Annotated in this window: 25 protein-coding genes and 2 pseudogenes; 11 read left to right on the top strand and 16 right to left on the bottom strand. The window is 46.4% G+C overall.

Annotated elements, in window-relative coordinates; genetic code table 11:
- Positions 1–3: 3 nt before the first annotated feature.
- Positions 4–432 (bottom strand): DUF948 domain-containing protein, encoded by a 429-nt coding sequence (locus C1710_RS06405; RefSeq protein WP_102281182.1) that lies wholly within the window; start codon positions 430–432, stop codon positions 4–6.
- Between the two features lie 142 nt (positions 433–574).
- Between C1710_RS06405 and C1710_RS06400 the strand changes: the two genes are divergently transcribed.
- The 3 genes from C1710_RS06400 to C1710_RS06390 are packed head-to-tail and all read left to right on the top strand — an operon-like array spanning position 575 to position 2,540.
- Positions 575–1,417: a mechanosensitive ion channel family protein gene (locus tag C1710_RS06400; protein WP_102281181.1), complete on the top strand. Its 843-nt coding sequence runs from the start codon at positions 575–577 to the stop codon at positions 1,415–1,417.
- A 30-nt stretch (positions 1,418–1,447) separates the two neighbouring features.
- Complete coding sequence (locus tag C1710_RS06395; RefSeq protein ID WP_102281179.1) at positions 1,448–1,891, top strand: DUF3290 domain-containing protein; 444 nt, start codon at positions 1,448–1,450, stop codon at positions 1,889–1,891.
- 13 nt (positions 1,892–1,904) lie between these two features.
- A complete protein-coding gene (locus C1710_RS06390; protein ID WP_102281177.1) occupies positions 1,905–2,540 on the top strand; it encodes a DUF421 domain-containing protein in 636 nt (211 codons plus the stop codon).
- A gap of 213 nt (positions 2,541–2,753) precedes the next feature.
- Here C1710_RS06390 and cbpB read toward each other — a convergent pair whose 3' ends face one another.
- Genes cbpB through murI form a run of 3 tightly spaced genes read right to left on the bottom strand, consistent with a single transcriptional unit; the run spans position 2,754 to position 4,653 of the window.
- On the bottom strand, positions 2,754–3,194 hold the full coding sequence (gene cbpB, locus C1710_RS06385; RefSeq protein WP_235857984.1) for a cyclic-di-AMP-binding protein CbpB: 441 nt from the start codon (positions 3,192–3,194) through the stop codon (positions 2,754–2,756).
- Between the two features lie 37 nt (positions 3,195–3,231).
- Positions 3,232–3,828 (bottom strand): XTP/dITP diphosphatase, encoded by a 597-nt coding sequence (locus C1710_RS06380; RefSeq protein WP_102281174.1) that lies wholly within the window; start codon positions 3,826–3,828, stop codon positions 3,232–3,234.
- 12 nt (positions 3,829–3,840) lie between these two features.
- Positions 3,841–4,653 carry a glutamate racemase gene (gene murI / locus C1710_RS06375; protein WP_102281172.1) on the bottom strand — a complete coding sequence of 271 codons (813 nt, stop codon included), beginning with the start codon at positions 4,651–4,653 and terminating at the stop codon, positions 3,841–3,843.
- A gap of 156 nt (positions 4,654–4,809) precedes the next feature.
- Here murI and C1710_RS06370 point away from each other — a divergent pair, with 156 nt between their 5' ends.
- Positions 4,810–5,289, top strand: a complete 480-nt coding sequence (locus C1710_RS06370; protein ID WP_102281169.1) for a DUF2507 domain-containing protein — start codon at positions 4,810–4,812, stop codon at positions 5,287–5,289.
- Between the two features lie 58 nt (positions 5,290–5,347).
- Here the strand turns inward: C1710_RS06370 and C1710_RS06365 are convergent, their stop codons facing one another.
- The 6 genes from C1710_RS06365 to C1710_RS06340 form a co-directional block, all read right to left on the bottom strand.
- Positions 5,348–6,577, bottom strand: a complete 1,230-nt coding sequence (locus C1710_RS06365; protein ID WP_102281166.1) for an ABC transporter permease — start codon at positions 6,575–6,577, stop codon at positions 5,348–5,350.
- Positions 6,564–7,262, bottom strand: a complete 699-nt coding sequence (locus tag C1710_RS06360) for an ABC transporter ATP-binding protein (RefSeq protein ID WP_102281791.1) — start codon at positions 7,260–7,262, stop codon at positions 6,564–6,566. Before C1710_RS06360 ends, C1710_RS06365 begins: the two co-directional genes overlap by 14 nt.
- On the bottom strand, positions 7,262–8,344 hold the full coding sequence (locus tag C1710_RS06355; RefSeq protein ID WP_102281164.1) for an efflux RND transporter periplasmic adaptor subunit: 1,083 nt from the start codon (positions 8,342–8,344) through the stop codon (positions 7,262–7,264). The genes C1710_RS06360 and C1710_RS06355 overlap by 1 nt, the downstream gene beginning before the upstream one ends.
- Positions 8,345–8,473: 129 nt before the next feature.
- Positions 8,474–8,791: a thioredoxin gene (gene trxA / locus C1710_RS06350; RefSeq protein ID WP_102281162.1), complete on the bottom strand. Its 318-nt coding sequence runs from the start codon at positions 8,789–8,791 to the stop codon at positions 8,474–8,476.
- A gap of 111 nt (positions 8,792–8,902) precedes the next feature.
- A complete protein-coding gene (locus C1710_RS06345) occupies positions 8,903–11,281 on the bottom strand; it encodes an endonuclease MutS2 (RefSeq protein WP_102281160.1) in 2,379 nt (792 codons plus the stop codon).
- Positions 11,282–11,293: 12 nt separating this feature from the next.
- Positions 11,294–11,821: a CvpA family protein gene (locus tag C1710_RS06340; RefSeq protein ID WP_102281158.1), complete on the bottom strand. Its 528-nt coding sequence runs from the start codon at positions 11,819–11,821 to the stop codon at positions 11,294–11,296.
- Between the two features lie 90 nt (positions 11,822–11,911).
- Between C1710_RS06340 and rnhC the strand changes: the two genes are divergently transcribed.
- On the top strand, positions 11,912–12,820 hold the full coding sequence (gene rnhC / locus C1710_RS06335) for a ribonuclease HIII (protein WP_102281155.1): 909 nt from the start codon (positions 11,912–11,914) through the stop codon (positions 12,818–12,820).
- A gap of 40 nt (positions 12,821–12,860) precedes the next feature.
- On the opposite strand, the gene C1710_RS06330 is transcribed toward rnhC, so the two are convergent.
- From C1710_RS06330 to C1710_RS06315, 4 genes are all read right to left on the bottom strand, one after another.
- Positions 12,861–13,166 carry a DUF1292 domain-containing protein gene (locus C1710_RS06330; RefSeq protein ID WP_102281152.1) on the bottom strand — a complete coding sequence of 102 codons (306 nt, stop codon included), beginning with the start codon at positions 13,164–13,166 and terminating at the stop codon, positions 12,861–12,863.
- A gap of 3 nt (positions 13,167–13,169) precedes the next feature.
- The gene (gene ruvX / locus C1710_RS06325) at positions 13,170–13,613 is read right to left on the bottom strand and encodes a Holliday junction resolvase RuvX (RefSeq protein ID WP_102281149.1); all 444 of its coding nucleotides are present in this window, start codon (positions 13,611–13,613) and stop codon (positions 13,170–13,172) included.
- Complete coding sequence (locus tag C1710_RS06320) at positions 13,613–13,882, bottom strand: IreB family regulatory phosphoprotein (RefSeq protein ID WP_102281147.1); 270 nt, start codon at positions 13,880–13,882, stop codon at positions 13,613–13,615. Before C1710_RS06320 ends, ruvX begins: the two co-directional genes overlap by 1 nt.
- Before the next feature lie 98 nt (positions 13,883–13,980).
- Entirely contained in the window at positions 13,981–14,853 is an 873-nt protein-coding gene (locus C1710_RS06315) for a LysR family transcriptional regulator (RefSeq protein ID WP_102281145.1), read from the bottom strand.
- A 119-nt stretch (positions 14,854–14,972) separates the two neighbouring features.
- On the opposite strand from C1710_RS06315, the gene C1710_RS06310 reads away from it, so the two are divergent.
- The 6 genes and pseudogenes from C1710_RS06310 to C1710_RS06285 all read left to right on the top strand — a co-directional run bounded on the left by C1710_RS06310 (position 14,973) and on the right by C1710_RS06285 (position 20,905).
- Entirely contained in the window at positions 14,973–16,604 is a 1,632-nt protein-coding gene (locus tag C1710_RS06310) for a malolactic enzyme (protein WP_102281143.1), read from the top strand.
- A 27-nt stretch (positions 16,605–16,631) separates the two neighbouring features.
- Positions 16,632–17,153 (top strand): annotated as a pseudogene (locus tag C1710_RS06305) (AEC family transporter); the annotation flags it as partial.
- 190 nt (positions 17,154–17,343) lie between these two features.
- Positions 17,344–17,877, top strand: coding sequence for a helix-turn-helix domain-containing protein (locus tag C1710_RS06300; protein ID WP_102281098.1), 534 nt, complete (start codon positions 17,344–17,346; stop codon positions 17,875–17,877).
- On the top strand, positions 17,835–18,725 hold the full coding sequence (locus C1710_RS06295; RefSeq protein ID WP_146002377.1) for an IS3 family transposase: 891 nt from the start codon (positions 17,835–17,837) through the stop codon (positions 18,723–18,725). The genes C1710_RS06300 and C1710_RS06295 overlap by 43 nt, the downstream gene beginning before the upstream one ends.
- A 37-nt stretch (positions 18,726–18,762) precedes the next feature.
- Positions 18,763–19,212 (top strand): annotated as a pseudogene (locus tag C1710_RS06290) (AEC family transporter); the annotation flags it as partial.
- Between the two features lie 358 nt (positions 19,213–19,570).
- Complete coding sequence (locus tag C1710_RS06285) at positions 19,571–20,905, top strand: NCS2 family permease (RefSeq protein ID WP_102281139.1); 1,335 nt, start codon at positions 19,571–19,573, stop codon at positions 20,903–20,905.
- Between the two features lie 59 nt (positions 20,906–20,964).
- Here C1710_RS06285 and alaS read toward each other — a convergent pair whose 3' ends face one another.
- Both alaS and C1710_RS06275 read right to left on the bottom strand, forming a co-directional pair.
- Positions 20,965–23,619: an alanine--tRNA ligase gene (gene alaS / locus C1710_RS06280; protein ID WP_102281137.1), complete on the bottom strand. Its 2,655-nt coding sequence runs from the start codon at positions 23,617–23,619 to the stop codon at positions 20,965–20,967.
- Positions 23,620–23,873: 254 nt separating this feature from the next.
- Positions 23,874–25,271, bottom strand: a complete 1,398-nt coding sequence (locus C1710_RS06275; protein ID WP_102281135.1) for a DEAD/DEAH box helicase — start codon at positions 25,269–25,271, stop codon at positions 23,874–23,876.
- Between the last annotated feature and the right edge of the window lie 9 nt (positions 25,272–25,280).

Below are 25,280 nucleotides of genomic sequence, written 5' to 3'. Positions count from 1 at the left end.
ATTTTAATTCTTGCGTTTATTACCGCGACGATTGAACAACCGACTAGCTAAACTCAGCGCGGCCATCTTTGAAACGCTCTTAATCATTCGTTCTGCTTTACTTGTATTCTGCCGTTGTTCAGCAGCCTTTTTGGCCAGACCACGGGCGGCTTCGTTAACGTCACTGACGCTCTGACCAACATCAGCAATTGCCTTCACTGCTGGTTCTAATTCAGCCGACTTGTCGTTAAGGTCAGATAACAGTTCATCGGTATTAACAACCACTTTTTCCACGTTCTTACTTAACGAGTCAGCATCCTTGGTCAGTTGGTCCAGACTTTGGGTTGCCTGCCGAACTGTTTGTCCCAAATGCTTGAGAAAAACGCCGATAAAGCACACTAGAATTAAAAACGCAATGGCCGCAATTAAAGCAGCCGTTTCACCAATCGTCATCTTCAGATTGCCTCCTTCATCCTTGTTAACAGCATAGCATGAACGGCTCTTAGATTTCAAACTAGCGGCTAGTCACTGGCCAACTTTCTTGTGATGACATTTTTCGTTATAATAACCACAATTATTATCTGGAGGAATTGTCATGTTTTTGGGTGTCAGTCTGCAGTTGAGTAAACAAGCAGACCAAATTAGTAACTACTTAACTAACCTGAGTTGGAGAGAGATTGGCCGGCGTCTGGCGAACCGTTGTCTTTCTTTTGTCTTAATTACACTGGCCTTCCTTTTTATTCTTTGGCTGGGTAAGAAATTAATTGACTACTCTTTTCGTCACTCCAAACGTTTTCGGGGATTAAACGTTCACCGCTTAGCCACTTTTCATTCATTAACCAACAATATCTTTCGTTATACCTGTTTCTTTTTCTACCTTTATGCTGTCCTAGAACTCCTGGGAATCCCTGTGGGCACCCTGGTTGCTGGTGCAGGGATCTTCAGTATTGCACTAGGTCTTGGTGCCCAGGGCTTTGTCTCTGACGTGGTCAACGGAATCTTCATCCTCACCGAACAGCAAATCGACGTCGGGGATACAGTTGAAATCGGGACAATTAAGGGGACGGTCACGGCATTGGGGCTCCGAACTACCCAGGTTACCAGCTCTAACGGCACACTTAACTTTATTCCCAACAGGAATATCAGTATTGTTCGCAACTTTTCCCGCAATAACATGGTGGCTACCGTCGATCTCAACCTCCCCACTGGCGCGCCGCTCGAAAAGATCACCCAGCTGATCCAGCAAGAAAACGACCAATTGGTTAAGCAACAGCCCAACTTATTAGAACCCCCACAAATTGTCGGTCCGGTGACAATCAACGGTCAATTGGTCTTCCGTGTTCTGCTAACTGCCAAAAACGGCACGCAAAACAAACTTGCTAGTCATGTCCTAGCGAATTACCTTGAAGTATTGAGACAAAATAAGGTAACACTCTAACCGCACAACGCCACCAAAGAAGGAATCTCATTGACTTTTTATACATACCAATACCTAAGCAATCACCAACAAATTAACTCCGTCATTAACTATGCCGTGATTTTGACCTTACTTTGCTTACTAATTGCCACCTTCATTTACTACCTCCGTCACCGTTTACAAACAAAATACCGCGACATCGGTATCATTATCCTAATTCTGCTAATGATTTTTTGCGGCCTCCAAGTGGGTAACATGGAAGAAAACTATACTCAGCAATCCGAGGCCACCCAGATGAAACCTTTCATTGAGGCAGTCGCACGGGACCATGGTCTAAAAAACAGCCAAGTGGTGGTGAACTCAACAAACTTGAAGGATGGTATTATTGTCCGTTTTCACAAAAAAGACTACCGTGTGAACTTTAGCCCTAACGGCGACAACTACACCCTAACGCGAACTCACGTCGTTGATCATCACGTATACCTTCAAAAGTAAGGAGTCGTTGAAAATGAACTACGGATTAATTGCCATTAAGTTTGTTCTCGGAATGTTGTGCCTGATTTTTCAAATCAACATTTTTGGCAAAAGTAACCTTGCACCAACGTCAGCTCTCGATCAACTACAAAACTATGTTCTTGGGGGAATTATTGGCGGCATCATCTACAACAGCGATATCACAATTCTCCAATTTGTGATGGTCCTCTTGATTTGGACACTGATTGTTTTCGTAATTAAATTTGCTAAAGAGCACAATTACTGGGTCAAAAAAATCGTTGACGGCCAGCCCAAGCTCTTAATTAAAAACGGCCACGTTCTCGTTGATGCCTGTATCCAGGCCGGAATTTCTGCCAATGACTTAATGTTTAAGTTACGTAGCCAGGGAATTTACGAAATTGCTAAGGTTAAAAGTGGTGTTCTGGAACAAAACGGCCAGATTACGGTCATCGAAAATGACGAAGCAAATATCCGTTTTCCATTAATTAATGACGGGCAAATCAACCAGGACGTCCTGGAATTGATTCACCACGATGAGGACTGGGTGATCGGCCAAGTTCACCGTGCTGGTTATGCTGACGTTCATGATATTTACCTTGGTGAATATGTTCATAGCAATGTCCGGTTGGTACCATATCCACGTCACTAATAACAAATTAATAGGGGAGCAACAATAGGCCTCTAGCGTTCGATTTTACCAGAACGTTAGAGGCCATTGTTGTACCGCCTGTTAACTTTTAGTGTGAATAGGAGGGATTATGTCACAACCCCTTTTGAAAAGACTAATATTTAGCTAAAACGCGTCCCATCAATAGCACTTATTTAGTACGCGTCGTCACAACAAACTAAAACAAGTGTTCATTTAGTGGAGAGTATGCATTACGTAATTGAGGGCATCCATCAACTTTCGTCGGGTAACAATTCCACAAAATTCCCCGTGCGAACCCACTACTGGGATAAAGGAACGGTCCATTAATAACCGATAATTGTACTCAAAATTATCAGGATCGTTAGTCACTGCTTTATCTTCTTCCATCGCGTCAGCCACCGTCAATTGATCAAGCAGGTTCACGTCAATCTTATCCGTCTTAATTATTTTTTCAGTGATCATGGATAGCGATAATTGACCACAATAGTGGCCTTCATTATCTACGACCACAATCTTGGAAAAGTGATCAGCAGTCAGTACTAAGAAGGCGTGATTTAACGGATTATCCACGTTGACAGTAGCAACACCCGATGCTGGGACCATGTATTTACCTGGCCAATGATCCAGCTGGCGTTGCATTGCGGGATTAATCAAACTGCGTCCCTCCTTTGGACTCTATAACTCAGGAACTTTAATCAGCATTCCACCACTGATCAAAGTGTTGTTCCAATTTCTTCATTGCCCGTGCACGGTGACTAATTCGGTTTTTCTCGGCATCACTCAAAAACCCCATTGACGTCTGCAATTCATCAACATAAAAGAGCGGATCATAACCGAAACCGTTCTCTCCTTCAAGCTGGTGAAGAATGTGCCCCCGAACTTCCCCATCAACAACCAGCTTGGCACCAATCGGTTTCAAGCAAACAATAGTGGTGTGAAAATGGGCCGTCCGCTTTTCGTCTGGAACATTTTTCATCTGCTGAAGCAGTTTGGCATTATTGGCTACAAAGTCATGATCACCAGCATAACGGGCCGAATGGACTCCTGGTGCCCCGTCAAGAGCGTCAACACAAATTCCTGAATCATCGGCTAACACTGGTAAATGAAGGTGGTCAACCGCTGCTTGCGCTTTAATCATCGCATTTTCTTCAAAAGTCGCCCCGTTTTCGTCAATGGGAAAGGCAGGAAAGTCAACCAACGTTTTGATAGTAATCCCCAGTGGTTCAAATAACTCAGCATATTCACGAGCTTTTCCCTGGTTTTTAGTCGCAATTATTAATGTCTTCATAGTATATCCCCTTTACTGAATGCCTTCATCCAGCGTCAAGTGATGACCAAACAGAGTCGAGTCATGCAGCCAAACTCGCGCACCCTGCATTAAATGATCGGCAGAACCCGTTGAAAATAGCCGAACGCGTCCCCGTTGGTTGGCGTCAGCCAATAACTTATGAGCTTGTAAATAATGATGTACCTGCTTAACAGTTTCGACCGCTGGGTCAATCAAAGTCACGTCACCGCCTAACGTTCGCCGAAACTCCGTCCTCAAAAACGGGAAATGGGTGCACCCCATAATCAAAGAGTCCAAATGTTGACCAACTAATGGGGAAAGCTGCCGGTTAACCAGCTGCTGAGCCCCCGGCGTTCCAGTCTGGCGGTGCTCCACAATTGACACTAATGGCTGCGTGGCTAGTGAAAAAACGGTAATGTCAGGTGATAGTTGGTGAAGCGTCCGGGGATAAATATCTGTTTTTGTCGTCGCCGTGGTAGCAATTACACCAACCCGTTGGTGGTTTTTAACGGCGATAGCTGCCTGAGCCCCAGGCTGAACCACCCCAAAGACAGGAATTGGCAGTTTAACCTGCAACAGTGGCAGGGCTTCCGCTGTCGCCGTATTGCAAGCTACCACCATCATCTTAACGTGATGGTGGACTAAAAAGTGGCCAATATTCAGCGCAAAACGGCGAATGTCAGTTGCACTCTTTGTCCCATAAGGAAAGTGCCCCTGGTCACCGACAAAAATCAGTGATTCATGCGGCATCTGCTGCCGCATTATTCTCATCACTGACAGCCCTCCTAGGCCGGAATCCATGACCCCGATTGGTCTGTTATCCATTGATGCCCACTCCTTCTTATTTCATTCATTTTTGTTTAAACTCTGAAACTTCATTATCATGTTTTTCGTTTTTTTTTTCAAGTTCTGCCTAATCCAGACTAGCGCAAAAAACTTCGAACAGTTATTATTAGAAGTGTTGAAACAAAGGAGCCAACCATGAGTCAAAAAATATACGATCGTTTAATTAACAGTCACCGGGGATTACAAAGTGGTGTAATCCGTGATGTTCTCCTCCCTGCCATTCTTGGGGACGAAACTGATGGCATTAGCTACTGGATCGGCAAAGACCTTGCTCGGGCCTTCCCGGTATCTTCTACCGAAGAGTTATGTCTCTTAACTGAACAACTGGGTCTCGCTCATCTGACCATGAAGAAAAGCGACCACCATCAGCACCTTTACCTACTTGACGGACCACTTGTGGCCGAAAGAATTGCCGCCGACCACGAAGAAACATCTTTCCAATTAGAAGCGGGTTTCCTAGCGATGGAAACTGAATTTCAGGTTGGTGCTGCTGCTGAAGCAGAAGTGGTTGGGCGGCGGAGAAAAAGTGTGGAAGTAATGGTTCAAAACGACCCTGTTGATCCGGATCATCCTGGTGAACAAGCTGAATTTATCCACCTCACAGCCAAAAAATAGTTTTTCCTGCAACCCCATAATAAATAAACGTCTGGTGTCCAATCACCAGACGTTTTTGTTACCGTAAAATATCAATTAAGTTCTTATTGGCAGCTTGACGGGCCGGCAGAATCCCAAAAATTAAACCAACGGATGCCGAAGTTCCAAAAGCAAGCAAAAACGAACCAATAGTGACGTGTGCATGCAAATGAACACCATTACCAATAGCGTGTGCCATCAACGGAGCAATCAAGTGAGCTAACCCTGCCCCACAAAGAAAGCCGAGTAATCCCCCCGTCACGGTAAGCACAACTGCTTCAATTAAAAACTGCATCATAATATTTCCTGGTGTCGCCCCAACAGCCAGTCGAATACCGATTTCTTGGGTTCGTTCTGACACCGAAATATACATCATGTTCATAACACCAATCCCGGCAATAAACAGCGAAATAGCAGCAATAAAGCTGATGAAGCTGGTAATGATCTTCATTTGAAAAGCAAATTGCTTTAGTTCCTTTTCCATGTCTTCATACTGGTAAAGACCCTTGCTGGCTGCCGAACCGTTCTTCTTTAAGTACTTTGCGACCCGGGATGAAACCTTGCTGGCGTGCTGCCCCTGGTCAAAGATCAGCTTAATCGTGTTACCACTAGTTGCCGACGATCCCTGGTAATACAGTTGTTTGGGCAGGAGGAGGTCCACCCCAAACTTATTTGCCCCACCTTCTAGGGTGTAAGCAGCCTGGTTGTGATAAACACCAACCACACGGTAAGTCGTTTTGCCCACTTCAACTGTTGTGCCCAGTGCATTTTGTGCTGTCCCATATTGCTTTTTAGCGACAGCCTCCTTCATCATTGCGACCGGTTTGCCCGCAGAATACTGTGCCCTGGTGGGCTGGTGACCAGCCACCAGCTTAATATCTTTAGTCGGCGACCTAAGCAGACTAACACTTATCCGTTTGTTCGTCATCCCCACCATTGCTGTTTGATTGAGGTTGGCCGTTTCATGTTCAATCCTGACGCTTTTAAACTGGCCCGCGAACTGCCGCTTAAGGTTGTCAATATCTTCCTGGTTGAATCCATTGACAGTCGAGTCATTGGTTGAAGCGAAGAAAATCTCGGTCGTCTGTTCACCAGTTTTAGAATGGTTACCAAACTGATCATACATTGTTTTGGTAATCCCGTTGCCAATCCCCAAAATGGTAATCACAGCTGCAATCCCGATTAGGATCCCGATAATGGTAAGAAAACTGCGCTTCCTATTAGCACGTAACGAACGAAACGCCGTCCGCAAGAGCTCACTGATCCCCATGGTTGTCCTCCTTCCTGCCAGAGTCACTGACAATCCGACCATCAATGATCTTCACAACCCGTTCACACTGCGCAGCTACTCGCGGGTCGTGAGTCACCATGATAATTGTCGTTCCCGCTTGGTTCAATTTTTTAAAGAGATTCATGATCTCTTGACTGGTTTCACTATCCAACGCCCCCGTTGGTTCATCGGCAATCAGAAAATGCGGATTAGCGACAATTGCCCGGGCAATAGAGACTCGCTGCTGCTGCCCGCCGGACATATTTTGTGGCAGCTGGTCTTCATAACCTGCTAACCCAACCTTTTGTAACACCTCAGTAACGCGATCTCGAACCTTACGGTGTGAATAACCTGCATAAAGCAACGGCAACTCAACGTTTTCAGCCACACTCGCATCGCGAATTAGCTTAAAGTTTTGGAAAACAAAGCCGACGTTCTTGTTCCGTAAACGGGAAAATTGGGATCGAGTCATTGAATGGATAGGTTGACCTTGATAAAAGTATTCACCGCTAAAGTCTTCGTCTAAAAAACCAACGATATTAATCAACGTTGACTTTCCGGAACCAGACTCGCCGATAATCGCCAGTAATTCCCCTTGATCAACGGCGAGCGCAATATCATGAAGGACGTGGTAAGAATTTTGCCCGTTATGGTAATACTTATTAACCTTGTTTAACTCGATCATCATTTAACATCAGTCCTTGTCCCGTTTTTAAGGTGACGATCTGGGTTAACAACCACCTGGTCACCATCATCAACCCCGTTGCTAACGATAAAGAAGGAATTTTCAGCATGACCGCTAACTCTAACTTTGCGGTAGTGATTACCATCCTTAATAAAAACGTGGTGGTCGATAACAGCAGATTTAGGAATCTGAACCCCGTCCTGGAAAAGTGCCGCCTTGGCGGTTTGACCGTCAATGAACTTTTTCTCGTCAACATTGGCGGTTAGTTCATATTGCGAATTATTGCCACTGGCTTTTGCCGGCACTCGAGAGATAAATGTGATTGGTGCCTTTTGTGAATGATGCGTTGCCAGTGCCCGCACCTTTAACGTTTCACCCTGATGAACTTTTGCGTAGTCATATTCAGAAACTTTACCGGCAAACTGCAAGGTATCAGAATAAATAGTGACTACTGGTTCGCTTGACTTGCTGGTGTCTACTGTGACGTACCCATCGTAAGGAGCCACCAGTGTTTGCTGAGCCTGGTTATTAGCCTCATTTAACCGGCTTTGTGATAGCGATAGGCTAGATTGCGCTTCCTGGTAAGCAGCTCGTGCTTGCGACAGCTGACTTTGCAAGTCAGCATAACCATCGTCGGTACTATTCATTTGTCCCAGTTGCTGGTTCAACTGGTTAATTGTTTGCTGCTGGTTTTGCAAGTCTTGTTGACTTTTGCTAACGTCACCCTGAATAGAGAGCGCATTATCTTTGCTCTCCTGGTTAGTCACCGTTAACAACGCCTGACCACGAGTAACATGGTCACCATTTTTAACACTCAAACTCTGTAGTTTGCCATCGGGTAAAGTTAACACCTGAGTCTGGGTGGGTTGAATTTTACCGCTAATGTTGAAAGAACCCTGTGCCACTGCCCTACTCGTTCGGTAGCGTGGTTTCTGGTGATCGCTAGCCTGTCGTTTGCCAACCACATAAGTCACCAGTCCCACCACTACCAGGATTTCAATAGCTAAGTACCACCAGCGATGACGGCTATGGGTCAGACGACGCAGACGCTGCGACCGTCCCTTATTGTCTTTTTCCTTCATTACAAATTCCCCCAATTCTGTCGGCAGTTAGTTAGTGATGTAGCTAACTATATCAGGCATTCAGCTCACTGTCAACGCGGCAAACAAAAACACCGCACCAGTGGTGATGCGGTGTTACTGACTTACTTGCTAATCAAGGTATGGTTTGAGGACCTGCATAAGCTGTTCCTTACTGTGGTAGCCAACAATAGTGTCTACTACCTCGCCGTTCTTTTGTACCAGTAAAGTTGGGATGCTCATTACCTGAAACCGACGAGCAGTTTCCTGGTTTTGGTCAACATCCAACTTATTAAATGTAACCTTCCCTGCCAAATCTTCAGACAGCGCTTCAACTACTGGGCTTTGCATCCGGCAAGGACCACACCAAGGGGCCCAAAAATCGGTAACTACCAAGCCCTTACTTGTATCAGCATCAAAAGTTTGATCGGTTGTAACTGCAACTGACATCTTCATTCCTCCAGTCATTAGCTTCATTCATTTACTATCATTAGTTTACCAGGAGCCGACTGATGGCTGCAAACCATTTGCTTATCTTTTGTAAGAAAACTACTGTTGTCACTAAAAGTAAACAATGGTTGCCCCGTCGCCCCCAGCATTAGGCGCGGCGTAATTAAAGGATTTCACCCGGGGATTACCAGCCAGGTACTGTTGTGTCCCTTTGCGAAGTGCCCCCGTTCCTTTACCGTGAATGATCGTCACTGGAGAGAGGTTGTTCAGTAACGCGTGATCAATAAAGTTAGCCAGTTCATTCATTGCTTGTTCATACCGCTTACCCCGCAAGTCTAAACGGGCAGTTGTATGCCGTGTTTGCGTCGTGTGCACGGCACGTTTGGAGGCCTGTTGCCCTTGCTTACTTTGCTGTGCCCGTAACTCCTTGACTGATATTTTTTCTAGTTGTCGCTCGTCGATCTCCATTTTTAGGATTCCAATTGCGACTTCCCACTTGTGTTGACCACGTTTAGCAACGAGACTCCCCTGCTGACCATAAGACTTAACCAGCACCTGGTCACCCACGTGAAAGTCGTGACGTTTCTTCGCTTTTTGCAAGACCTTATTGTTCTTCAAACGGGGATCATCACGGTGAAGGGCGTTGAGCTTGCCCTGCGCGTCAATCAATTCATTTTCCTTAACTACTCTGCCCTTGGTTTCTAGCTGCCGGAGTCGGTGAATAATCCTATTGGCCTCGCGCTTGGCACTGGCAACCTGGTGATTTGCTTCCCGTCTGGCATCATTCATTAACTTCTCACGGTTCTCAGCAAAACGATTAAGCTTTTCGTCCAATTCTGCCTGTTCTGACTGCTGCTTGGCAAGTCGGGATTGCAACTCTTCATTCCGCTCCCGGGCTTGACGCCGCTGGTCAACCAGGTCACCAATCATTTCGTTAAGGTCCTGACTGTCATCACCAATAAAAGACTGCGCTTCGTTAATCACATCATCAGAGATTCCTAAACGCTGTGCAATCTGGATCCCATTTGACTGGCCCGGTATTCCCAGCAACAGTTTATATGTCGGCTTGAGCGTCTCGTTATTAAATTCCATGGAAGCATTGATCGTCTGGGACCTGTTAAAACCATAAACTTTCAGTTCAGGATAATGAGTGGTGATAACCACCTTGGCACCAATAGTACCCAACTTATCCAGGATGGCCATTGCCAAAGCGGCTCCTTCTTTCGGGTCGGTTCCGGCACCCAGTTCATCCAGCAGAACCAAGCTCTGGCCACTCACCTGCTCCAGGATCGCCTTGACGTTGTCCATGTGTCCAGAAAAGGTTGACAGGTTCTGTTCAAGCGACTGCTCATCCCCGATATCAGCGAAGACATTATCAAAAACCCCGATTGTTGAGTTTTCGTTGGCTGGGATAAAAAGCCCCGCCTGACCCATCAGCTGAATTAAGCCGAGTGTTTTGAGAGTAATCGTCTTCCCACCAGTGTTGGGGCCAGTGATAACGATGGTTGAGTAATCACCGCCTAGTTTGATATCATTGGCAACCACTTTTTGCGGGTCAATTAACGGGTGGCGTGCCTGCCGCAAGGCTACCTGGTTATTGCAACTGATCTGTGGCAAACTAGCCTGCTGTTTAACCGCCAGCTTGGCCTTGGCATTCACAAAGTCGAGGTGTCCCAGAATAATGGCATTGTTGGCAATGTCATGGCGGTAAGGGGTGATCAACCGGGATAATTCTGCTAACACCCGAATCATTTCCTGCCGTTCCTCAATCTGTGCTTGTTTAAGACGATTGTTAGCATTAACAACGTCACCAGGCTCGATGTAAAGCGTTTGGCCACTTGCCGATTGGTCGTGAACCACCCCACCAAACTGGTTGCGGTAACGAGATTGCACCGGAAGGACGTACCGGTCGTTTCGCATCGTCACGGTCGGGTTAGAGAGGTACTTGGCTTTCTTCCCGTGAGTATAGGAACTCATTTGAGAGTGAATTTCATTTTCTGTCTTCACCATTAACTGCCGAATACCATGGAGCCTGCTGGAGGCCTCATCGTTAATCCGCCCATCTGGGTCAATCGACTGAATGAGCCGCTTAGTGATTGTCGGAATAGTCACTAACTGTTCAACCTGCTGGGGAAGTGATCGCAACTCAATCCCCTCTTCCAGCAAGTCATCAAAGAAGTTCTTGGTTGCTGCGCTCGCTCGCAGCACCTGGGTGATTTGCGCCAACTCGGTCCCGTTTAGCCGTGCCTTCACCTGCAGCCGCTTGAGTGGTTCCGTAATATCAACAAGTTTCGGGAGGGGAATGCCGTTTTTGATACGGAGCAAATCTGCACCGTCAGTTGTTTCAACTAACCGTGAGGCCACCTCGTTGGCGTCGGTCGATGGCAAAAGTGCCAGTGCCTCTTTTTTTCCGGCTGCAGTCACCATGAAAGGCAGTAATTGTTTAACTACTTGTGGAAATTCTAATGTTGTCAGTATTTTATTGTTCATGATTATTTCTCCTTAACCTAGCCAGCTAACGAACAGCGATGCCAGCTGAGGAGTATTGTTAACTATCCATTGTGCCACTTCAGACTGTGAAAACTGGTATTGCCACCAGCCATTAGGCCATAGTTGAAAAATTAGCAGTAAGACGTAAACCATTAGGTAGGTAATCGTCCCGGCGACAACCGCGCCAGCTAAACCATTGAGGCTGCCAAGAAGGGGCAAGCGCCGCAACCAGTTGAACTGCCGAGATGCCCAGTGAAGAATAAAACTAACGATGACAAAAATAACGGTAAAGGCCAGCCCATTATAAAAGAAAACGGTCGCGTTAGTGTGCGCCAGAAGAGCGTTCGTATAGCTCGTGGGACTACTTAATTCTGGACGGCCAGCAGCTAAAATTCCCCCAACCACCGGTGCCGTCGCCCGGGAAACCACCAGACTTAATAAGTAAATTCCCAACGATACAACCACTGCTAATAGTCCGCGGTGCCAACCATGAACTATCCCGGCCACGAGGATAATCAAAATTGCCGTTGATAAAATCATTTCTTCACGTTCCTCTTCATTAATCTAGGTCGTATTCTAGCATTCAATACATAGTTTTGCTAACCTTATGGGTAACAAAGGAGTATAAGCATGCAAAAAGTAATTACTGTCGATCCCGCAACCTTCACGAAGATGAAAAAAATTTACGTAACCAACACGACCCTCCCTGCAGGTGCTGCCTTTCGGATGAAAGGGAGCCGGGTAACTGTCACTGGCTACACCAAGTCGAAAAAGGTAATGTTTCAAGGAGCTGCAGCTGACGAGGAGGCTCAACGATGGGACCAGGAGAAGTCCCTTAGTAAGAAGAGCACCGTCACCCATCATCCTGACCTGCCAGCTGGATTTTCTTCGTGGAGCGTGCTTGGCAGTGACGAGGTTGGCACGGGATCTTACTTTGGACCGTTAACTGTGGCTGCCGTTTATGTTGCCGCTGACCAGGTGGACACCATTGCTGAACTGGGGGTCCGCGATTCCAAAACGCTGACCGATCCGGAAATTATCAAGTTGGCCAAAAAAATCACCAAGTCCTGTCCCTACCACATTGTCAACCTCAACCCCCGTGTATACAACGATAAAATCAAGGGGCGCTCTCAGGCAGCCTTAAAAGCGCTTTGTCATAACCTAGCTCTCAGCAAGGTCCTGACCAAGATGAAGCCGCAAGTTCCGGATGCAATCTTGATCGACCAATTTGAACAGCCGCGAACTTACTTTCGTCACCTGCATGGACAACAAACCTTGATCCGCGATCATGTTTACTTTCGAATCAAGGGTGAACAAGCCCACGTAGCTGTTGCGGCCGCTTCCGTCGTTGCTCGTGCTTATTCGCTAAAAATGATGGACCAGTTATCAGCGCAGGCTGGCATAACACTACCAATCGGTGCTAATCATCTCGTCGACGAAGTGGCAGCCAAACTTATTCGGCGGGGATATGATCTCCGTGATTTTGCTAAACTCCACTTTGCCAATACGCAAAAAGCCCAGCAGCTAGCTAAACATTAAACAATGATAAAAGCCCCTGACAAATGTCAGGAGCTTTTTCTTAAGCGTTGAAGTTGCCATCATCGTCAATGAAGGTATTGATAACCTCCTGCACCATTTCCCATTCAGCATCGTTGTCGATTGGCAACAGGTCAATGTCATCACCGTCGCCATTATCCTGAAACGAGAACGCTTGCAGGCTGACCTCATCGCTATTTTCCTCATCCAGCGGGTACAAGACAATGTACCACTTATGATTAGTATCCGCTTGAAAACGGAGTGCTTCCTTATACAGCTCCTCGTTTCCTTTTTCATCGACGAGTGTAAAAACCTCGCCATCGTAGTTTGAAGATTGTTCCTTACTCATATCTTACCTCAGTTTTTCAGTCAACTTCCCATGTCGGTCTAGGTAGTTTTGCAAAATCAAGCTAGCCGCCAATTCGTCAATCACTTTTTTTTGCTTAGCTCGCGAAATATCAGCCTCTTCGACTAACATTCGGTGTGCCTCAACGGTTGTTAGCCGTTCATCTTGAAAGTCTACGGGGATCTGCGGAAAACTTTTTTTCAGCAATTCACCGTAGTGTTTGGAGGCGTCCACCCGTGGTCCCTCAGTATTGTTCATATTCTTCGGTAGACCAACCACAAAGCCGGCCACCTGTTCACGGTCAACCAGCTCTGCCACCCGGTCGATTCCAAAGACCTCCTGGTCCTCATCGATCGGAATAATTTCTTCTGCTTGTGCTGTCCAGCCAAGTGGGTCAGAAAAAGCAACCCCGACAGTCTTCGAACCAACATCCAATCCCATCAAACGCATTATTTACTCTCCCCGTTTTCATTCAGGTAAAAACGGACAAGCTCTTCAATAATTTCGTCACGCTCGTGTTCCCGGATCAGGTTACGGGCATTATTGAGCCGCGGAATATATGCCGGATCTCCTGACAAGAGGTAGCCGACAATTTGGTTGATCGGGTTGTACCCTTTTTCCTGGAGCGCCTCATACACTGTCTTCAGGGTTTGTTGGATTGTTTTTTCATGTTCCTTGCCAAAGTCAAAAAACATGGTTTCATCATTATTAACTGACATTTTGATTGCACCTCCCGTGGCATTGATACCAACGCTCATTGTACTATACCGTCTGGCAAACAACAATCAATCTGGCTGCTTGTAATCAGCATTTAATATTAACCCAACTGCTCCCAGAGATCCTGCTTATAGCCTTCCAGGACAGTCGATCGCCGTCTTACCTTTGAAATATAAAACAATGGTTGCTGTTCATCCAATAATGGAATAAACACAACATCAGGATTAATGTGAGCCGCGAGCGACGTCAAAAAAGCAATCCCGATGTTTTCGGCAACTAAGGCCGCTAAAACGTGAACGTCTGCAGTCCGGTAAATAACCTGCGGGCGAAGGTGTGCTGCCCGTGACACTTGGTGGAATGCCTGGTTATGAATAAAACGCTCATTCAAGCCGACAAATAACTGTCCCGCTAAGTCTTTGAAGAAAACTCCTTGCTTTTTTTGAGCCAGCGGGTTCTTCGGTGACACTAGGATTCCAAAAGGCGACGTAGCAATTGTCGAAGCCACTAACCGCTGGTAAGTTAACGGTGCTAGTGATCCCAACAGTGCGATTTCCACGTCCCCTTGCTGAAGTTGGCGCAATACCTCGTTAGAGCCCTGTTCCACAATTTGCAGTCGGGTTAAAAGCTGATGCTGGAGCAGTTGCGAAACTAGTGATGGAAAGTAGTAACTGCCAATGATTGGTGGAAGCCCGAAGCGAACTTGCTCCTGACACTCATATTGTGCCTCCTTACTTGCCAGTTTGAGTTCATGAAGAATGGCAGCAACGTGATGGTCAAACTGTCGGCCAAAACTAGTTAGTTCTAATGCCTGGTGTGAGCGATCCCTAATAATGAGTGGCACACCATAATCGTTTTCCAACCGCTTAATGGCCATCGTAATTGTTGGCTGACTAACGTGAAAGCTGTCGGCGACTTGTGAAAAATTTTGCTGGCGTGCTAGCCGATGAAAGTATTTCAAATCCTTGATGTTCATCTCATTACCGTCCTAATAGCATTTCTAATTGTCATATAAATATATTTTATCACTTACTAGCCATTTGACTATTTTTTTGGCTGCTTGTTATACTGACCGCGAAATTTGAAAGGAAGGTAATCATAATGACGAAAGCAATGGATATATTAAACAACCCCTACCTCAATAAAGGAACTGCCTTTACTGAAAATGAACGTCAGCGATTGGGACTAGTTGGCAGTCTTCCTGCTAAGGTTCAAACGCTTCAGGAACAAGCGGATCAAACATACGCTCAGTTCAAGACCAAACCGGCTGGACTGCCGCAACGCCAGTTCTTAATGGAAATCTTTAATACTAACCGAACCCTCTTCTTTTATTTGATGGGTCAACACATTGTGGAATTTATGCCTATCGTCTACGACCCAGTAATTGCCGACTCAATTGAAAATTACAGTGATATTTTCGTCCAACCTCAACAAGCCGCTTTCCTCTCGGTAGACCACATCGACCAGGTTGAAAAAGGCCTCAAAAATGCTGCCGACGGCCGCGACATCCGTTTAATCGTCGTTACTGACGGTGAAGGGATTCTCGGAATCGGTGACTGGGGCGTGAATGGGACCGACATCTCAGTCGGCAAGCTGATGGTGTACACTGCGGCCGCCGGGATTGACCCATCGCAAGTACTTGCCGTTTCACTCGACGCCGGGACCAATAATCAGCAACTGCTGGCTGATCCGTCATACCTTGGCGAAAAGCACCAGCGAGTTACCGGTGACCCGTACTACCAGTTAGTGGACGCCTTCGTTCAAGCTGCCCGTAAGCTCTTTCCACAGGCCCTCCTTCACTTTGAAGACTTTGGTCGGGATAACGCCACCGTAATCTTAAACAAGTACAAGGATGATATGCCGGTCTTCAATGATGATGTTCAAGGTACGGGAATCATTGCTTTGGCCGGGGTGCTGGGCGCACTAAATATCAGTAAGGAAAAACTAGCTGACCAGAAGTTTCTGACCTTTGGTGCCGGAACTGCCGGCATGGGAATTGCCAAGATGCTCTACGACGAAATGGTCAGGCAAGGTGTTGAGCCGTCAGAAGCGAAGAAACACTTCTACCTGGTTGATGTCCAGGGACTACTCTTTGACGATACTGAAGAACTAACACCCGAACAGCAGCAATTCACCCGTTCCCGGAATGAATTTGCCAATGCCGACGAATTAACAGACCTGCTGAACGTCGTCAAAACAGTTCAGCCAACCGTCATGATTGGAACTTCTAAACAGCCAGGCGCTTTTACGGAAGAAGTGGTCAAGGAAATGGCTGCGCACACTGACCGGCCAATCATTTTCCCTATTTCTAACCCTACCAAGCTGATTGAAGCAATGCCAGCTGACCTGCTGAAGTGGACTGATGGCCGTGTCCTCACCGCCACGGGAATTCCGGTTGACGATGTTGAATACAAGGACACGACCTACACCATCGGTCAAGCCAACAACGCTCTGGTTTACCCAGGTGTTGGTTTTGGGGCGATCGCTGTCCATGCCAAGATTGTGAACGAGCAAATGCTGGCTGCTGCCGCCCACGCTCTGGGAGGAATTGTTGATCCTGATCAACCAGGCGCCACTGTCTTGCCACCAGTAGAAAAGCTGGAGGAATTTTCCACCAAGGTAGCTGAGGTCGTTGCCCAGTCCGCTATTGACCAGGGGCTGGCTGGTGATGGCATCACTGATGCCAAGCAGGCTGTCGCCGACCTGAAGTGGGTTCCCCGTTACTAATCACAACTTAAAGGAGCTGTTAACCACATGACTGTTTTTCTGACTTCTGTTTCAAGCGTTGTTGAAATTGTCTTGATCATGGCACTAGGTTATATTCTCCGCCGCAACGGCTGGTTTGGTGATACTTTTGGAGCCAACATTGCCTCTTTAATCACGAAGATTGCCCTGCCCGCTTCGATTTTTATGAGTGTCATGAAATATTTGACCCGTGATAAGTTGGCTAGCTTAGGAATTGGCATTATTTTTCCAGCACTGGCGGTGATCATTAGTTACCTCTTTGCTTTTGCGGCGGTTAAAATTTTTCGTATTCGCCGTGGCCGTCGGGGAATCTTTATCAACGCCGTTGCCAACGCCAATACCATTTTCATCGGAATGCCATTAAATAACGCACTCTTTGGTTCCAAAGCGATGTCTTACTTTCTGATCTACTACATCGTTAACACGGTTTCAACCTGGGCCTTCGGAGTTTTCCTGATCCAAAATGACGACCCGACCAGTAATGGGCAGAGCGAAAAACGCGAATTTAATTGGAAAAAATTACTACCAATGTGAAGTGCCCTAGAATTGTTAGACACGAATCTAACAATTCTGGGGTATTTTTATGTCTAAATATTCATATCAATTTAAAGTTAGAGCAGTTCAAGACTACTTGAACAAAAGTCATGACTATTCATTAGTTTGTCANTTTGAAGTGCCCTAGAATTGTTAGACACGAATCTAACAATTCTGGGGTATTTTTATGTCTAAATATTCATATCAATTTAAAGTTAGAGCAGTTCAAGACTACTTGAACAAAAGTCATGACTATTCATTAGTTTGTCAGAAATATGGCATTTCTTCCAACCATAGCTTAATGGCATGGGTACAGGATGTTCAAGCATGTGGTTATGAGAGTTTGGCTCCCAAGAGGAGCCATCGTATTTATTCACTTGATTATAAACTTCAGGTAATCACTTACTACCGTACTCACGAGTTAAGCATAGATAAAGTAGCTGCGAAATTTAATTTGAATCGCACACAAGTTTATTCATGGTATCGTAAATATAAAAATGAAGGGATCGTCGGCCTTCGGTCAAAGCCTAAGGGTCGACCAGCTAAAACTATGAACAAACATAAAACGATTAACAAATATAAAATCAAGCCTACTAAAGAAGAACAATATAGGCAAAAAATTGCCGATCTGGAAGCTAAGATCGCCGATCAAGAAATGGAGATCGACATCTTAAAAAAATTACAAGCCCTAAGACAGCAGCGCGGAAAGAACAAGCACTAGCGATCCAAGATCTTAGGGCTAAGTACCCATTATCTAAGTTGTTAACATATTTTGGTATTCCACGATCCACCTTCTATGAACGTCTTAAAGCCGCAAAGCGTATCGATAAGTATCATCAGGTAAAGCAGGAAATTGCGAAGCAATTTAAACGTAGTCAGGAAACCTACGGTTATCGCCGAATTTGGTATTGTCTCATCAAGAAAGGCTTCACATATTGTCAAGAAACAGTGCGTCGATTAATGACTAGCATGGGATTAAAGGTAACTGTGTACTCAGCCAAGAGTCACTATCATTCATATCGTGGTCATGTGGGCAAGGTTGCCCCTAATTACTTACATCAGCAATTTAATGCACAAAAAGCATATCAAGTTCTACATACAGATATCACACAAATTTCTATTAATGAACAGGTCAAAGGCTATTTATCACCAGTCATTGATGAGGCCAGTGGTGCCGTGGTCGCTTACGCGACCTCAACTCATCCTAATATGAAATTAGTTAGCACTATGTTGGCAAGTTTATTTAATAAACTGCCACAACGTAGTAACTCCATCATGCATTCAGATCAAGGATGGCAGTATCAACACCACTTGTATCAAATTTTATTACGTCAACACGGAATTACTCAGTCGATGTCCCGTAAAGGAAATTGCTTAGATAACTCACCAGCCGAAAGCTTTTTTAACTTGTTAAAACGTGAGTGTTTGAATCGGATAAAGATCACTTCATTTCAGCAATTTAAAACTGTCATTGAGCAATACATCTATTGGTACAACAACGTACGAATTTCAGCAAATAAAAAAGGAATGACACCGAATCAATATATTCGATATCATTCCAATCTTTAAAAGTTAGTAAAGTGTCCAACTTTTTTATAGCACTTCAATGCCGCTAGTCGGTTTTATTTTCTCCATCATTTGGCTGCTATTAGGCATCCCGGTACCAAACTTCCTGGGCCAGACGCTTGGTTACGTCGGTAGTTTGGTAACACCACTCTCACTGCTCTATATTGGGATCGTCCTGTGCGATGCCGGGTTAAATAACTTTCACTTCGAACGGGACTCGGTCCTCGCATTGATTGGTCGGTTTATCATTTCACCCCTGGTATTGATCATTTTGATCAAACTGGGAGCAGGTTCGTTGGGTATCACTCTGCCGAGCCTGATGCGTCAAACCCTGGTTGTTCAGTCTGCTACTCCAATGCTGGCCGTCTTGCCCATCCTAGGTGCCGAAGCCCACGGTGATGTTAAGTACGCCACCGACGTCGTTGTCATGAGTACCGTCTTATTCGTCGTTGTCGTACCAATTTTGATGGCGGTCCTGCAATTTGTTTAATTAACTTTCTGAAGGGAGCGTGACAAACCGTGAAACAGAAATCAGAATGATTTCGTTTTTGAACGGTTCTAACGCGGAAGTCATTTATGACTTCGTCGTCACGACGCGCAGCTAGGCTATCCGCCGCCTCTGCGAACAACAATGGCTCCTAGCGTTCGGCTTTGCCAGAACGTCAGGAGCCATTGTTGTACCGCTTGTTAACTTTTAGTATAGATAAGGGTATTGTGTCACATCCTCTTTTATTTTCGAACTATTTTATAACTATTTGATTTTTTAGGCTACAAATTACGAACTAACTATTGAATTTTCCTCTTAATTGTGCGACTATTGATAACAATTTGAGAGGGGAAGATTAACTATGCAGAAGATCAGTAGCTGGCTTGACCACCAATTTCAACTAAGCACTCAACAAACATCAATCCGTCGGGAAGCCGTTGCCGGATTAACCACCTTTGTGTCGATGGCCTACATTCTCTTTGTCAACCCGTCAGTCTTGGGCACCGCCGGGATGAATAAGGGGGCCGTTTTTACCGCAACGGCCCTCGCCTCAATCATCGGCTGCCTGCTCATGGCATTCTTGGCCAACTACCCGATGGCAATCGCTCCGGGTCTTGCCGATAACGCCTTTTTTACCTATTCGGTTGTCCTGTCGTTAGGTATTCCCTGGCAGAAAGCCATGACCGGGGTTTTTGTGGCCTCAGTTCTCTTTACCATCCTGTCATTCATGAAGGTTCGTGAAATTGTCATTAACGCTATCCCCCACGACCTGAAATTAGCAATGGCCTCTGGTATTGGCCTTTTCATCGCTTTTGTTGGTCTCAAGGAAGGTGGCTTAGTCGTCGCCAGCAAGGCCTCGCTCGTAACGTTAGGTAGTTTAGCCGTTCCCACCACCTGGCTTACCATCTGTGGGATCTTCGTCATCGGTATCCTCATGGCTCGCCAGGTCCCTGGTGCCATCTTCTACGGGATGCTGTCGACGATGATTATCGGCCTGATCACCGGCCTCATTAAGCTGCCATCACGTCTCATCAGTGTGGCTCCCAGCCTCAAGCCAACTTTTGCGGTGGGAATTCGCTACCTCCCCACGATGAGTGATCCGCAGATGTGGGCCGTTGTTCTCATCTTTTTACTGGTAGCTTTTTTTGATACTGCGGGAACCCTCGTTGGTCTTGCCCAGCAGGCAGGGCTAATGAAAAATGACCAGCTTCCGCGGATTGGCCAGGCCCTGATGGCCGACTCCTTATCAATGCTTGCGGGCTCCGTCCTGGGGACGACCCCTACCTCCTGTTACGTTGAATCATCAGCCGGCATTGCGGTTGGTGGCCGTACCGGATTAACCTCCTTCGTGGTAGCCATCCTGTTTGCCTTCAGTATGCTCTTCTCGCCACTATTAACCGTGGTGACTGACCAGGTAACCGCCCCGGCGCTGATCATTGTCGGCGTTCTCATGGTCTCAGCAATGAAGGATATCCACTGGGATCGCTTTGAAGTTGCTCTGCCGTGTTTTCTGACAATCATTGGGATGCCGCTAACCTACAACATTTCTTACGGATTGGCGTTTGGCTTTCTGACCTCGCCACTGATGCTGATCGCGGCGGGAAAGAGAAAAGAAGTCAACGGGGTGATGTGGGGGCTGTTCATTGTCTTTATTATCATGCTTTATATTCTGAACGTCCTGCCAACCACAAAATAAGTTTTGCCCATCAAAAGGGGGCTGCGGAATTACCGCAGCCCCCTTTTTGAGCATTCCCTTTACTTGTTTAAAATTTCTGCAGCCTGCTGAATTGCTTCATCAATTCCGGCAGGGTTGGATCCACCGGCCTGAGCCATTGTTGGCCGACCACCACCGCCACCGTTAATGGCTGGTGCTAGTTGCTTAATAATATCGCCAGCCTTTAAACCATTCTTCACGCCTTGGTCGCTAACAGCCACTAACATGTTAGCCTTTTCACCATTTGGCGTGGCCAAAACAAGCACGTCAGATAAGTTCTTGTTGCGCCATTCATCAGCTAACTTCCGCAACTGTCCCATACCAGCTACCTTAACAGCCGCTGCAATTAAGGTTCCGGCTGCAGTTTGTTGAACGTTACTGAAGACATTGGCAGCCTGTTGAGCAGCCATCTTAGCTTCAAGACTTTCTACCTTATTGTTGGCTGCCTTGAGTTGTTCGCTCAACTCGCTAACCCGGTGTGGTACTTCCTTCAGTTGGGCTACCTTGAGATCGGCAGCAACGTTTGTGAGAAGGTCAACCCGTTTTTGCATAAACTGGTAGGCATCGCTGGCCGTGACAGCTTCGATTCGCCGGATGCCAGCGCCAACCCCACCTTCTGAAACAATCTTGAATAACCCTAATTCGTTGGTATTCTTGACGTGGTCACCACCGCAAAATTCGGTGTTATAGTCGCCAATCTTTACAACTCGAACCCGGTCACCGTATTTTTCGGAGAAGAGAGCAATCGCACCCATTTCCTTAGCAGAATCAATATCAGTTTCAACAGTTTCTACTGGAATTTCCTTCCAGATCTGCTCGTTAACCATTTGTTCCACGGCTTGGAGGTCCTTGGCAGTTACCTGGCCAAAATGGTTGAAGTCAAAACGTAAGTAATGTTCCTCAACCAATGAACCAGCCTGCTGGGTGTGCCCGCCAAGAACGTTCCGCAGTGCCTGGTCAAGCAGGTGGGTTGCCGTATGATTCTTTTCAATCTTCAAGTGTCGTTGCCGGTCCACTACCAACCGGTAACGGGCATTGAGCTTGAGCGGTTCAGTCAGCTGTACCTCATGAAGATTTTGCTGGTGCGGAGCATGTTGGACGTCAACTACCCGGCCAACTGTCTTCCCGTAATTATCGATAATGTCACCAGTATCAGCGACCTGACCACCCATTTCAGCATAAAATGGCGTTTGATCAAAGATAACTTCCACATGAGAGTTATCAGCCGGTTGAGCTTCCTCAACGTGCTCACCATCCTGGACAAGACCGATCACCTTCGCATCATCAATCGTCAGCTGGTGATAGCCAACGTACTTGCTTGGTTCGGTAAATTCGGTCCAAACGTCTTTTTGGACCCCCATTCCGTTATCCATGTTGCGGGCATTACGGGCACGGTTCTGCTGTTCCGTCATGGCAGCATCAAAGCCTTCTTCATCTACCGTCAGCCCCTCATCGTTGGCATACTCGCGTGTTAGTTCGATTGGGAAGCCATAAGTGTCGTAGAGTTTGAAAGCTGTCCGCCCGTCAATCTGGTTAGTCCCATCAGCCTTAGCCTGAGCAATCACCTCGTTGAGCAAGTTTAACCCGCCGTTGAGAGTCGATGAGAACCGTTCTTCTTCGGACTTAATAACCTTTTGAATGTAGTCCGCATTTTCCAGGACATCCGGATAGTAGGACTTCATGATCTGACCCACAGTCGGGACCATCTTGTAGAGGAAGTTGTCGTTAATGCCGAGCTTCTTTCCAGCTACGACCGCCCGCCGCAGTAGCCGCCGAATAACGTAGCCTCTGCCCATGTTGGAAGGCAGTGCGCCATCGCCGATAGCAAAGGTGATCGTCCGGATATGGTCGGCGATAATCTTAAACTGAACATCGTCATCGTCGTCCTGGTGGTACTTCTTAGTACTGTAGCTTTCAGTCTGTTTGATCAATGGCAAGAAGAGGTCGGTTTCAAAGTTAGTTGGGGCGTTTTCAAAAATTGAAACAACCCGTTCCAACCCCATTCCGGTATCAATGTTCTTGTGTGGGAGTGGTTCATAAGTGTTTTCCGGCGTGTGATTAAACTGCGAGAAGACAATGTTCCAAATTTCCAGATAACGCTGGTTCTCCCCACCCGGGTAGTTTTCCACATCGTCCGCTGGAATGTCGTTAAACTCTTGTCCCCGGTCATAGTACATTTCAGTATCAGGACCAGATGGACCCTGACCAATATCCCAGAAATTGTCCTTATCTTGAACCAGGTGATCTTCAGCTACCCCCACTTGTCGCCACAAATCATGAGTTTCAGTGTCTTTCGGGTAGTAAGTGATGTAAATCCGGTCAGGATCAAAGGCAAACCACTTGTCACCAGTGAGCAGTTCCCAGGCCCACGGAATTACTTCTTTTTTAAAGTAGTCACCAACTGAAAAGTTCCCCAACATTTCAAACATTGTGTGGTGACGAGCTGTCTTCCCAACGTTCTCAATATCGTTAGTCCGGATACTCTTCTGTGAGGAGGTCATCCGGGGATTCTTCGGGACAACCTTGCCATCAAAGTACTTCTTCATGGTTGCAACACCAGAGTTGATCCACAACAGCGTCGGATCGTTGACGGGCACTAGTGAAGCACTCGGCATAATTGTGTGACCATGCTCCTTAAAAAATTCCAGGAACATTGCGCGAACCTGGCTACTGTCCAGGTGCTTTAATTCTTTCATTGTCTCTCCCTCCCGAGGAAAAGAAAAAGTCACCATTGCGATGCAGGGACGCCTATGACGCGGTACCACTCTGCTTGCAACGATGACTTATCGTTAGCCTCTTTAGCGGTCAATTGACCAATTAATTTTCTTTCCAATCTGGGGAGCACCATCCACGGTTCATCGTTTTTCCCATCAACCAAAACGTTTCTGCAAATTGCCGTCAGATGACATATCCCAAACACCAGTAATTATAACCACCATACTAACGAAAATCAATCCTGGTTTTCTTGTTGACGCCGTAATTCTCGTTCACGACGGTGTTTACGCTGACGTTGACGACGAGCGTGTCGTTCTTCGTGTTGTTTCTGTTTTCGCCACTTATATTCACGGTCATCGGCAATGGCCTTGCGAATGCGCTTCTTGTAACCCGGCTTGACCTTTTTCTTGGTCTTTTTAACAAAGCCAATCATGGTTGGGTCCAGTTGTTCGTGCTTTCGCTTACGGTTATTTCTGCGATTACGGTCATAACTGTCGACAACTCGTCCCCCACGAATTGCCTTCGGATGGAAGTGAATTCCCCGTTTTTCTAGTTGTTCAATCAGTTGGTCTTCAGCCGGCTGGTAAAGGGTAATCGCCGTCCCGTGCATCCCCTTACGGCCAGTTCGTCCTACCCGGTGAACAAAGTATTCCAGATCTTCCGGCAGATCGTCATTGATGACTAGCGAAACACCATCAATATCAATCCCACGAGCTGCTAAGTCAGTTGCCACTACGTACTGATAGTCCAGGTGGTGCACCTGACGCATCACCCGTTTCCGTTGACGCGGCTGGAGACCCCCATGAATCAGGGCCACGTCAAGTCCTTGTTCATGCAAGTAGCGAGCTAATTCGTTAGCCCGCTCGCGAGTATTCGCAAAGACTAGTGCCAAGTATGGTTCTCCCATCGTCAACAACTGGTAAATCAACTGGTTACGGTCACGACCCTTAGTATTAATCAACCAGTTATCGACGTTCGGGTTAATCACCGTTGCAACCGGAATCTTTTCCACGACCGGGTTAGCCATGTACTTCTTCAAAAATGGTTGGAGCTTTTTTGGAATAGTTGCCGAAAAGACCATCATTTGCAAGTCCTGTGGTAGTCGGCCGGCAATCTGATCAACGGTTGGCAAAAAGCCCATATCCAGTGTCATATCAGCTTCATCAATAACCAGCTGAGTAGCAGTATGGATGTCCAATGATCCTGAACTGACCATGTCCAAAATACGGCCCGGGGTCCCAATGACAACTTGCGGCTGTGCTTTAGCCAGCTGTTCAATTTGTCGTTGTCGATCAGCGCCACCGACGTAGTTATGAATCAAGAACTTCTCGGGAGCAAAACTATTAATCTGTTTGGCAGCACCATAGATCTGGTAAGCCAGTTCCCGACTTGGCGTCGCAATCACTACTTGGACTTTTTTTTCAGTTGCTTTCAATTGGTTAAAAATTGGCAGGAGGAAAGCGTGAGTCTTTCCGCTCCCCGTTGCTGATTGGCCGACCACCGATTTGCCAGCAAGAACTACTGGGATCACTTTTTGTTGAACCGGGGTTGGTTGGTCAAAACCAAGATCGGCAATTGCCTCATTGATAAATGGCTGGAACTGAAATGCGGCAAACTTTTTTTCTGTCGTCATCATTACTCC

Source organism: [Lactobacillus] timonensis (assembly GCF_900240275.1).
GTDB classification, from domain to species: Bacteria; Bacillota; Bacilli; order Lactobacillales; family Lactobacillaceae; genus Limosilactobacillus; species Limosilactobacillus timonensis.
Note: the sequence above shows the minus strand (reverse complement) of the source record. Positions and strands in the feature narration are given on the sequence as shown.

What these genes read in the sequence shown, in the direction of transcription:
- C1710_RS06355 (WP_102281164.1), bottom strand. Translation starts at nt 8,344, where the DNA reads ATGAAGGAAAAAGACAATAAGGGACGGTCGCAGCGTCTGCGTCGTCTG.
- murI (WP_102281172.1), bottom strand. Translation starts at nt 4,653, where the DNA reads ATGGATAACAGACCAATCGGGGTCATGGATTCCGGCCTAGGAGGGCTG.
- rnhC (WP_102281155.1), top strand. Translation starts at nt 11,912, where the DNA reads ATGCAAAAAGTAATTACTGTCGATCCCGCAACCTTCACGAAGATGAAA.
- C1710_RS06320 (WP_102281147.1), bottom strand. Translation starts at nt 13,882, where the DNA reads ATGTCAGTTAATAATGATGAAACCATGTTTTTTGACTTTGGCAAGGAA.
- C1710_RS06315 (WP_102281145.1), bottom strand. Translation starts at nt 14,853, where the DNA reads ATGAACATCAAGGATTTGAAATACTTTCATCGGCTAGCACGCCAGCAA.
- C1710_RS06360 (WP_102281791.1), bottom strand. Translation starts at nt 7,262, where the DNA reads ATGATCGAGTTAAACAAGGTTAATAAGTATTACCATAACGGGCAAAAT.
- trxA (WP_102281162.1), bottom strand. Translation starts at nt 8,791, where the DNA reads ATGTCAGTTGCAGTTACAACCGATCAAACTTTTGATGCTGATACAAGT.
- C1710_RS06405 (WP_102281182.1), bottom strand. Translation starts at nt 432, where the DNA reads ATGACGATTGGTGAAACGGCTGCTTTAATTGCGGCCATTGCGTTTTTA.
- C1710_RS06275 (WP_102281135.1), bottom strand. Translation starts at nt 25,271, where the DNA reads ATGACGACAGAAAAAAAGTTTGCCGCATTTCAGTTCCAGCCATTTATC.
- alaS (WP_102281137.1), bottom strand. Translation starts at nt 23,619, where the DNA reads ATGAAAGAATTAAAGCACCTGGACAGTAGCCAGGTTCGCGCAATGTTC.
- C1710_RS06300 (WP_102281098.1), top strand. Translation starts at nt 17,344, where the DNA reads ATGTCTAAATATTCATATCAATTTAAAGTTAGAGCAGTTCAAGACTAC.
- C1710_RS06370 (WP_102281169.1), top strand. Translation starts at nt 4,810, where the DNA reads ATGAGTCAAAAAATATACGATCGTTTAATTAACAGTCACCGGGGATTA.
- C1710_RS06400 (WP_102281181.1), top strand. Translation starts at nt 575, where the DNA reads ATGTTTTTGGGTGTCAGTCTGCAGTTGAGTAAACAAGCAGACCAAATT.
- C1710_RS06390 (WP_102281177.1), top strand. Translation starts at nt 1,905, where the DNA reads ATGAACTACGGATTAATTGCCATTAAGTTTGTTCTCGGAATGTTGTGC.
- C1710_RS06365 (WP_102281166.1), bottom strand. Translation starts at nt 6,577, where the DNA reads ATGGGGATCAGTGAGCTCTTGCGGACGGCGTTTCGTTCGTTACGTGCT.
- C1710_RS06330 (WP_102281152.1), bottom strand. Translation starts at nt 13,166, where the DNA reads ATGAGTAAGGAACAATCTTCAAACTACGATGGCGAGGTTTTTACACTC.
- C1710_RS06340 (WP_102281158.1), bottom strand. Translation starts at nt 11,821, where the DNA reads ATGATTTTATCAACGGCAATTTTGATTATCCTCGTGGCCGGGATAGTT.
- ruvX (WP_102281149.1), bottom strand. Translation starts at nt 13,613, where the DNA reads ATGCGTTTGATGGGATTGGATGTTGGTTCGAAGACTGTCGGGGTTGCT.
- C1710_RS06285 (WP_102281139.1), top strand. Translation starts at nt 19,571, where the DNA reads ATGCAGAAGATCAGTAGCTGGCTTGACCACCAATTTCAACTAAGCACT.
- C1710_RS06380 (WP_102281174.1), bottom strand. Translation starts at nt 3,828, where the DNA reads ATGAAGACATTAATAATTGCGACTAAAAACCAGGGAAAAGCTCGTGAA.
- C1710_RS06345 (WP_102281160.1), bottom strand. Translation starts at nt 11,281, where the DNA reads ATGAACAATAAAATACTGACAACATTAGAATTTCCACAAGTAGTTAAA.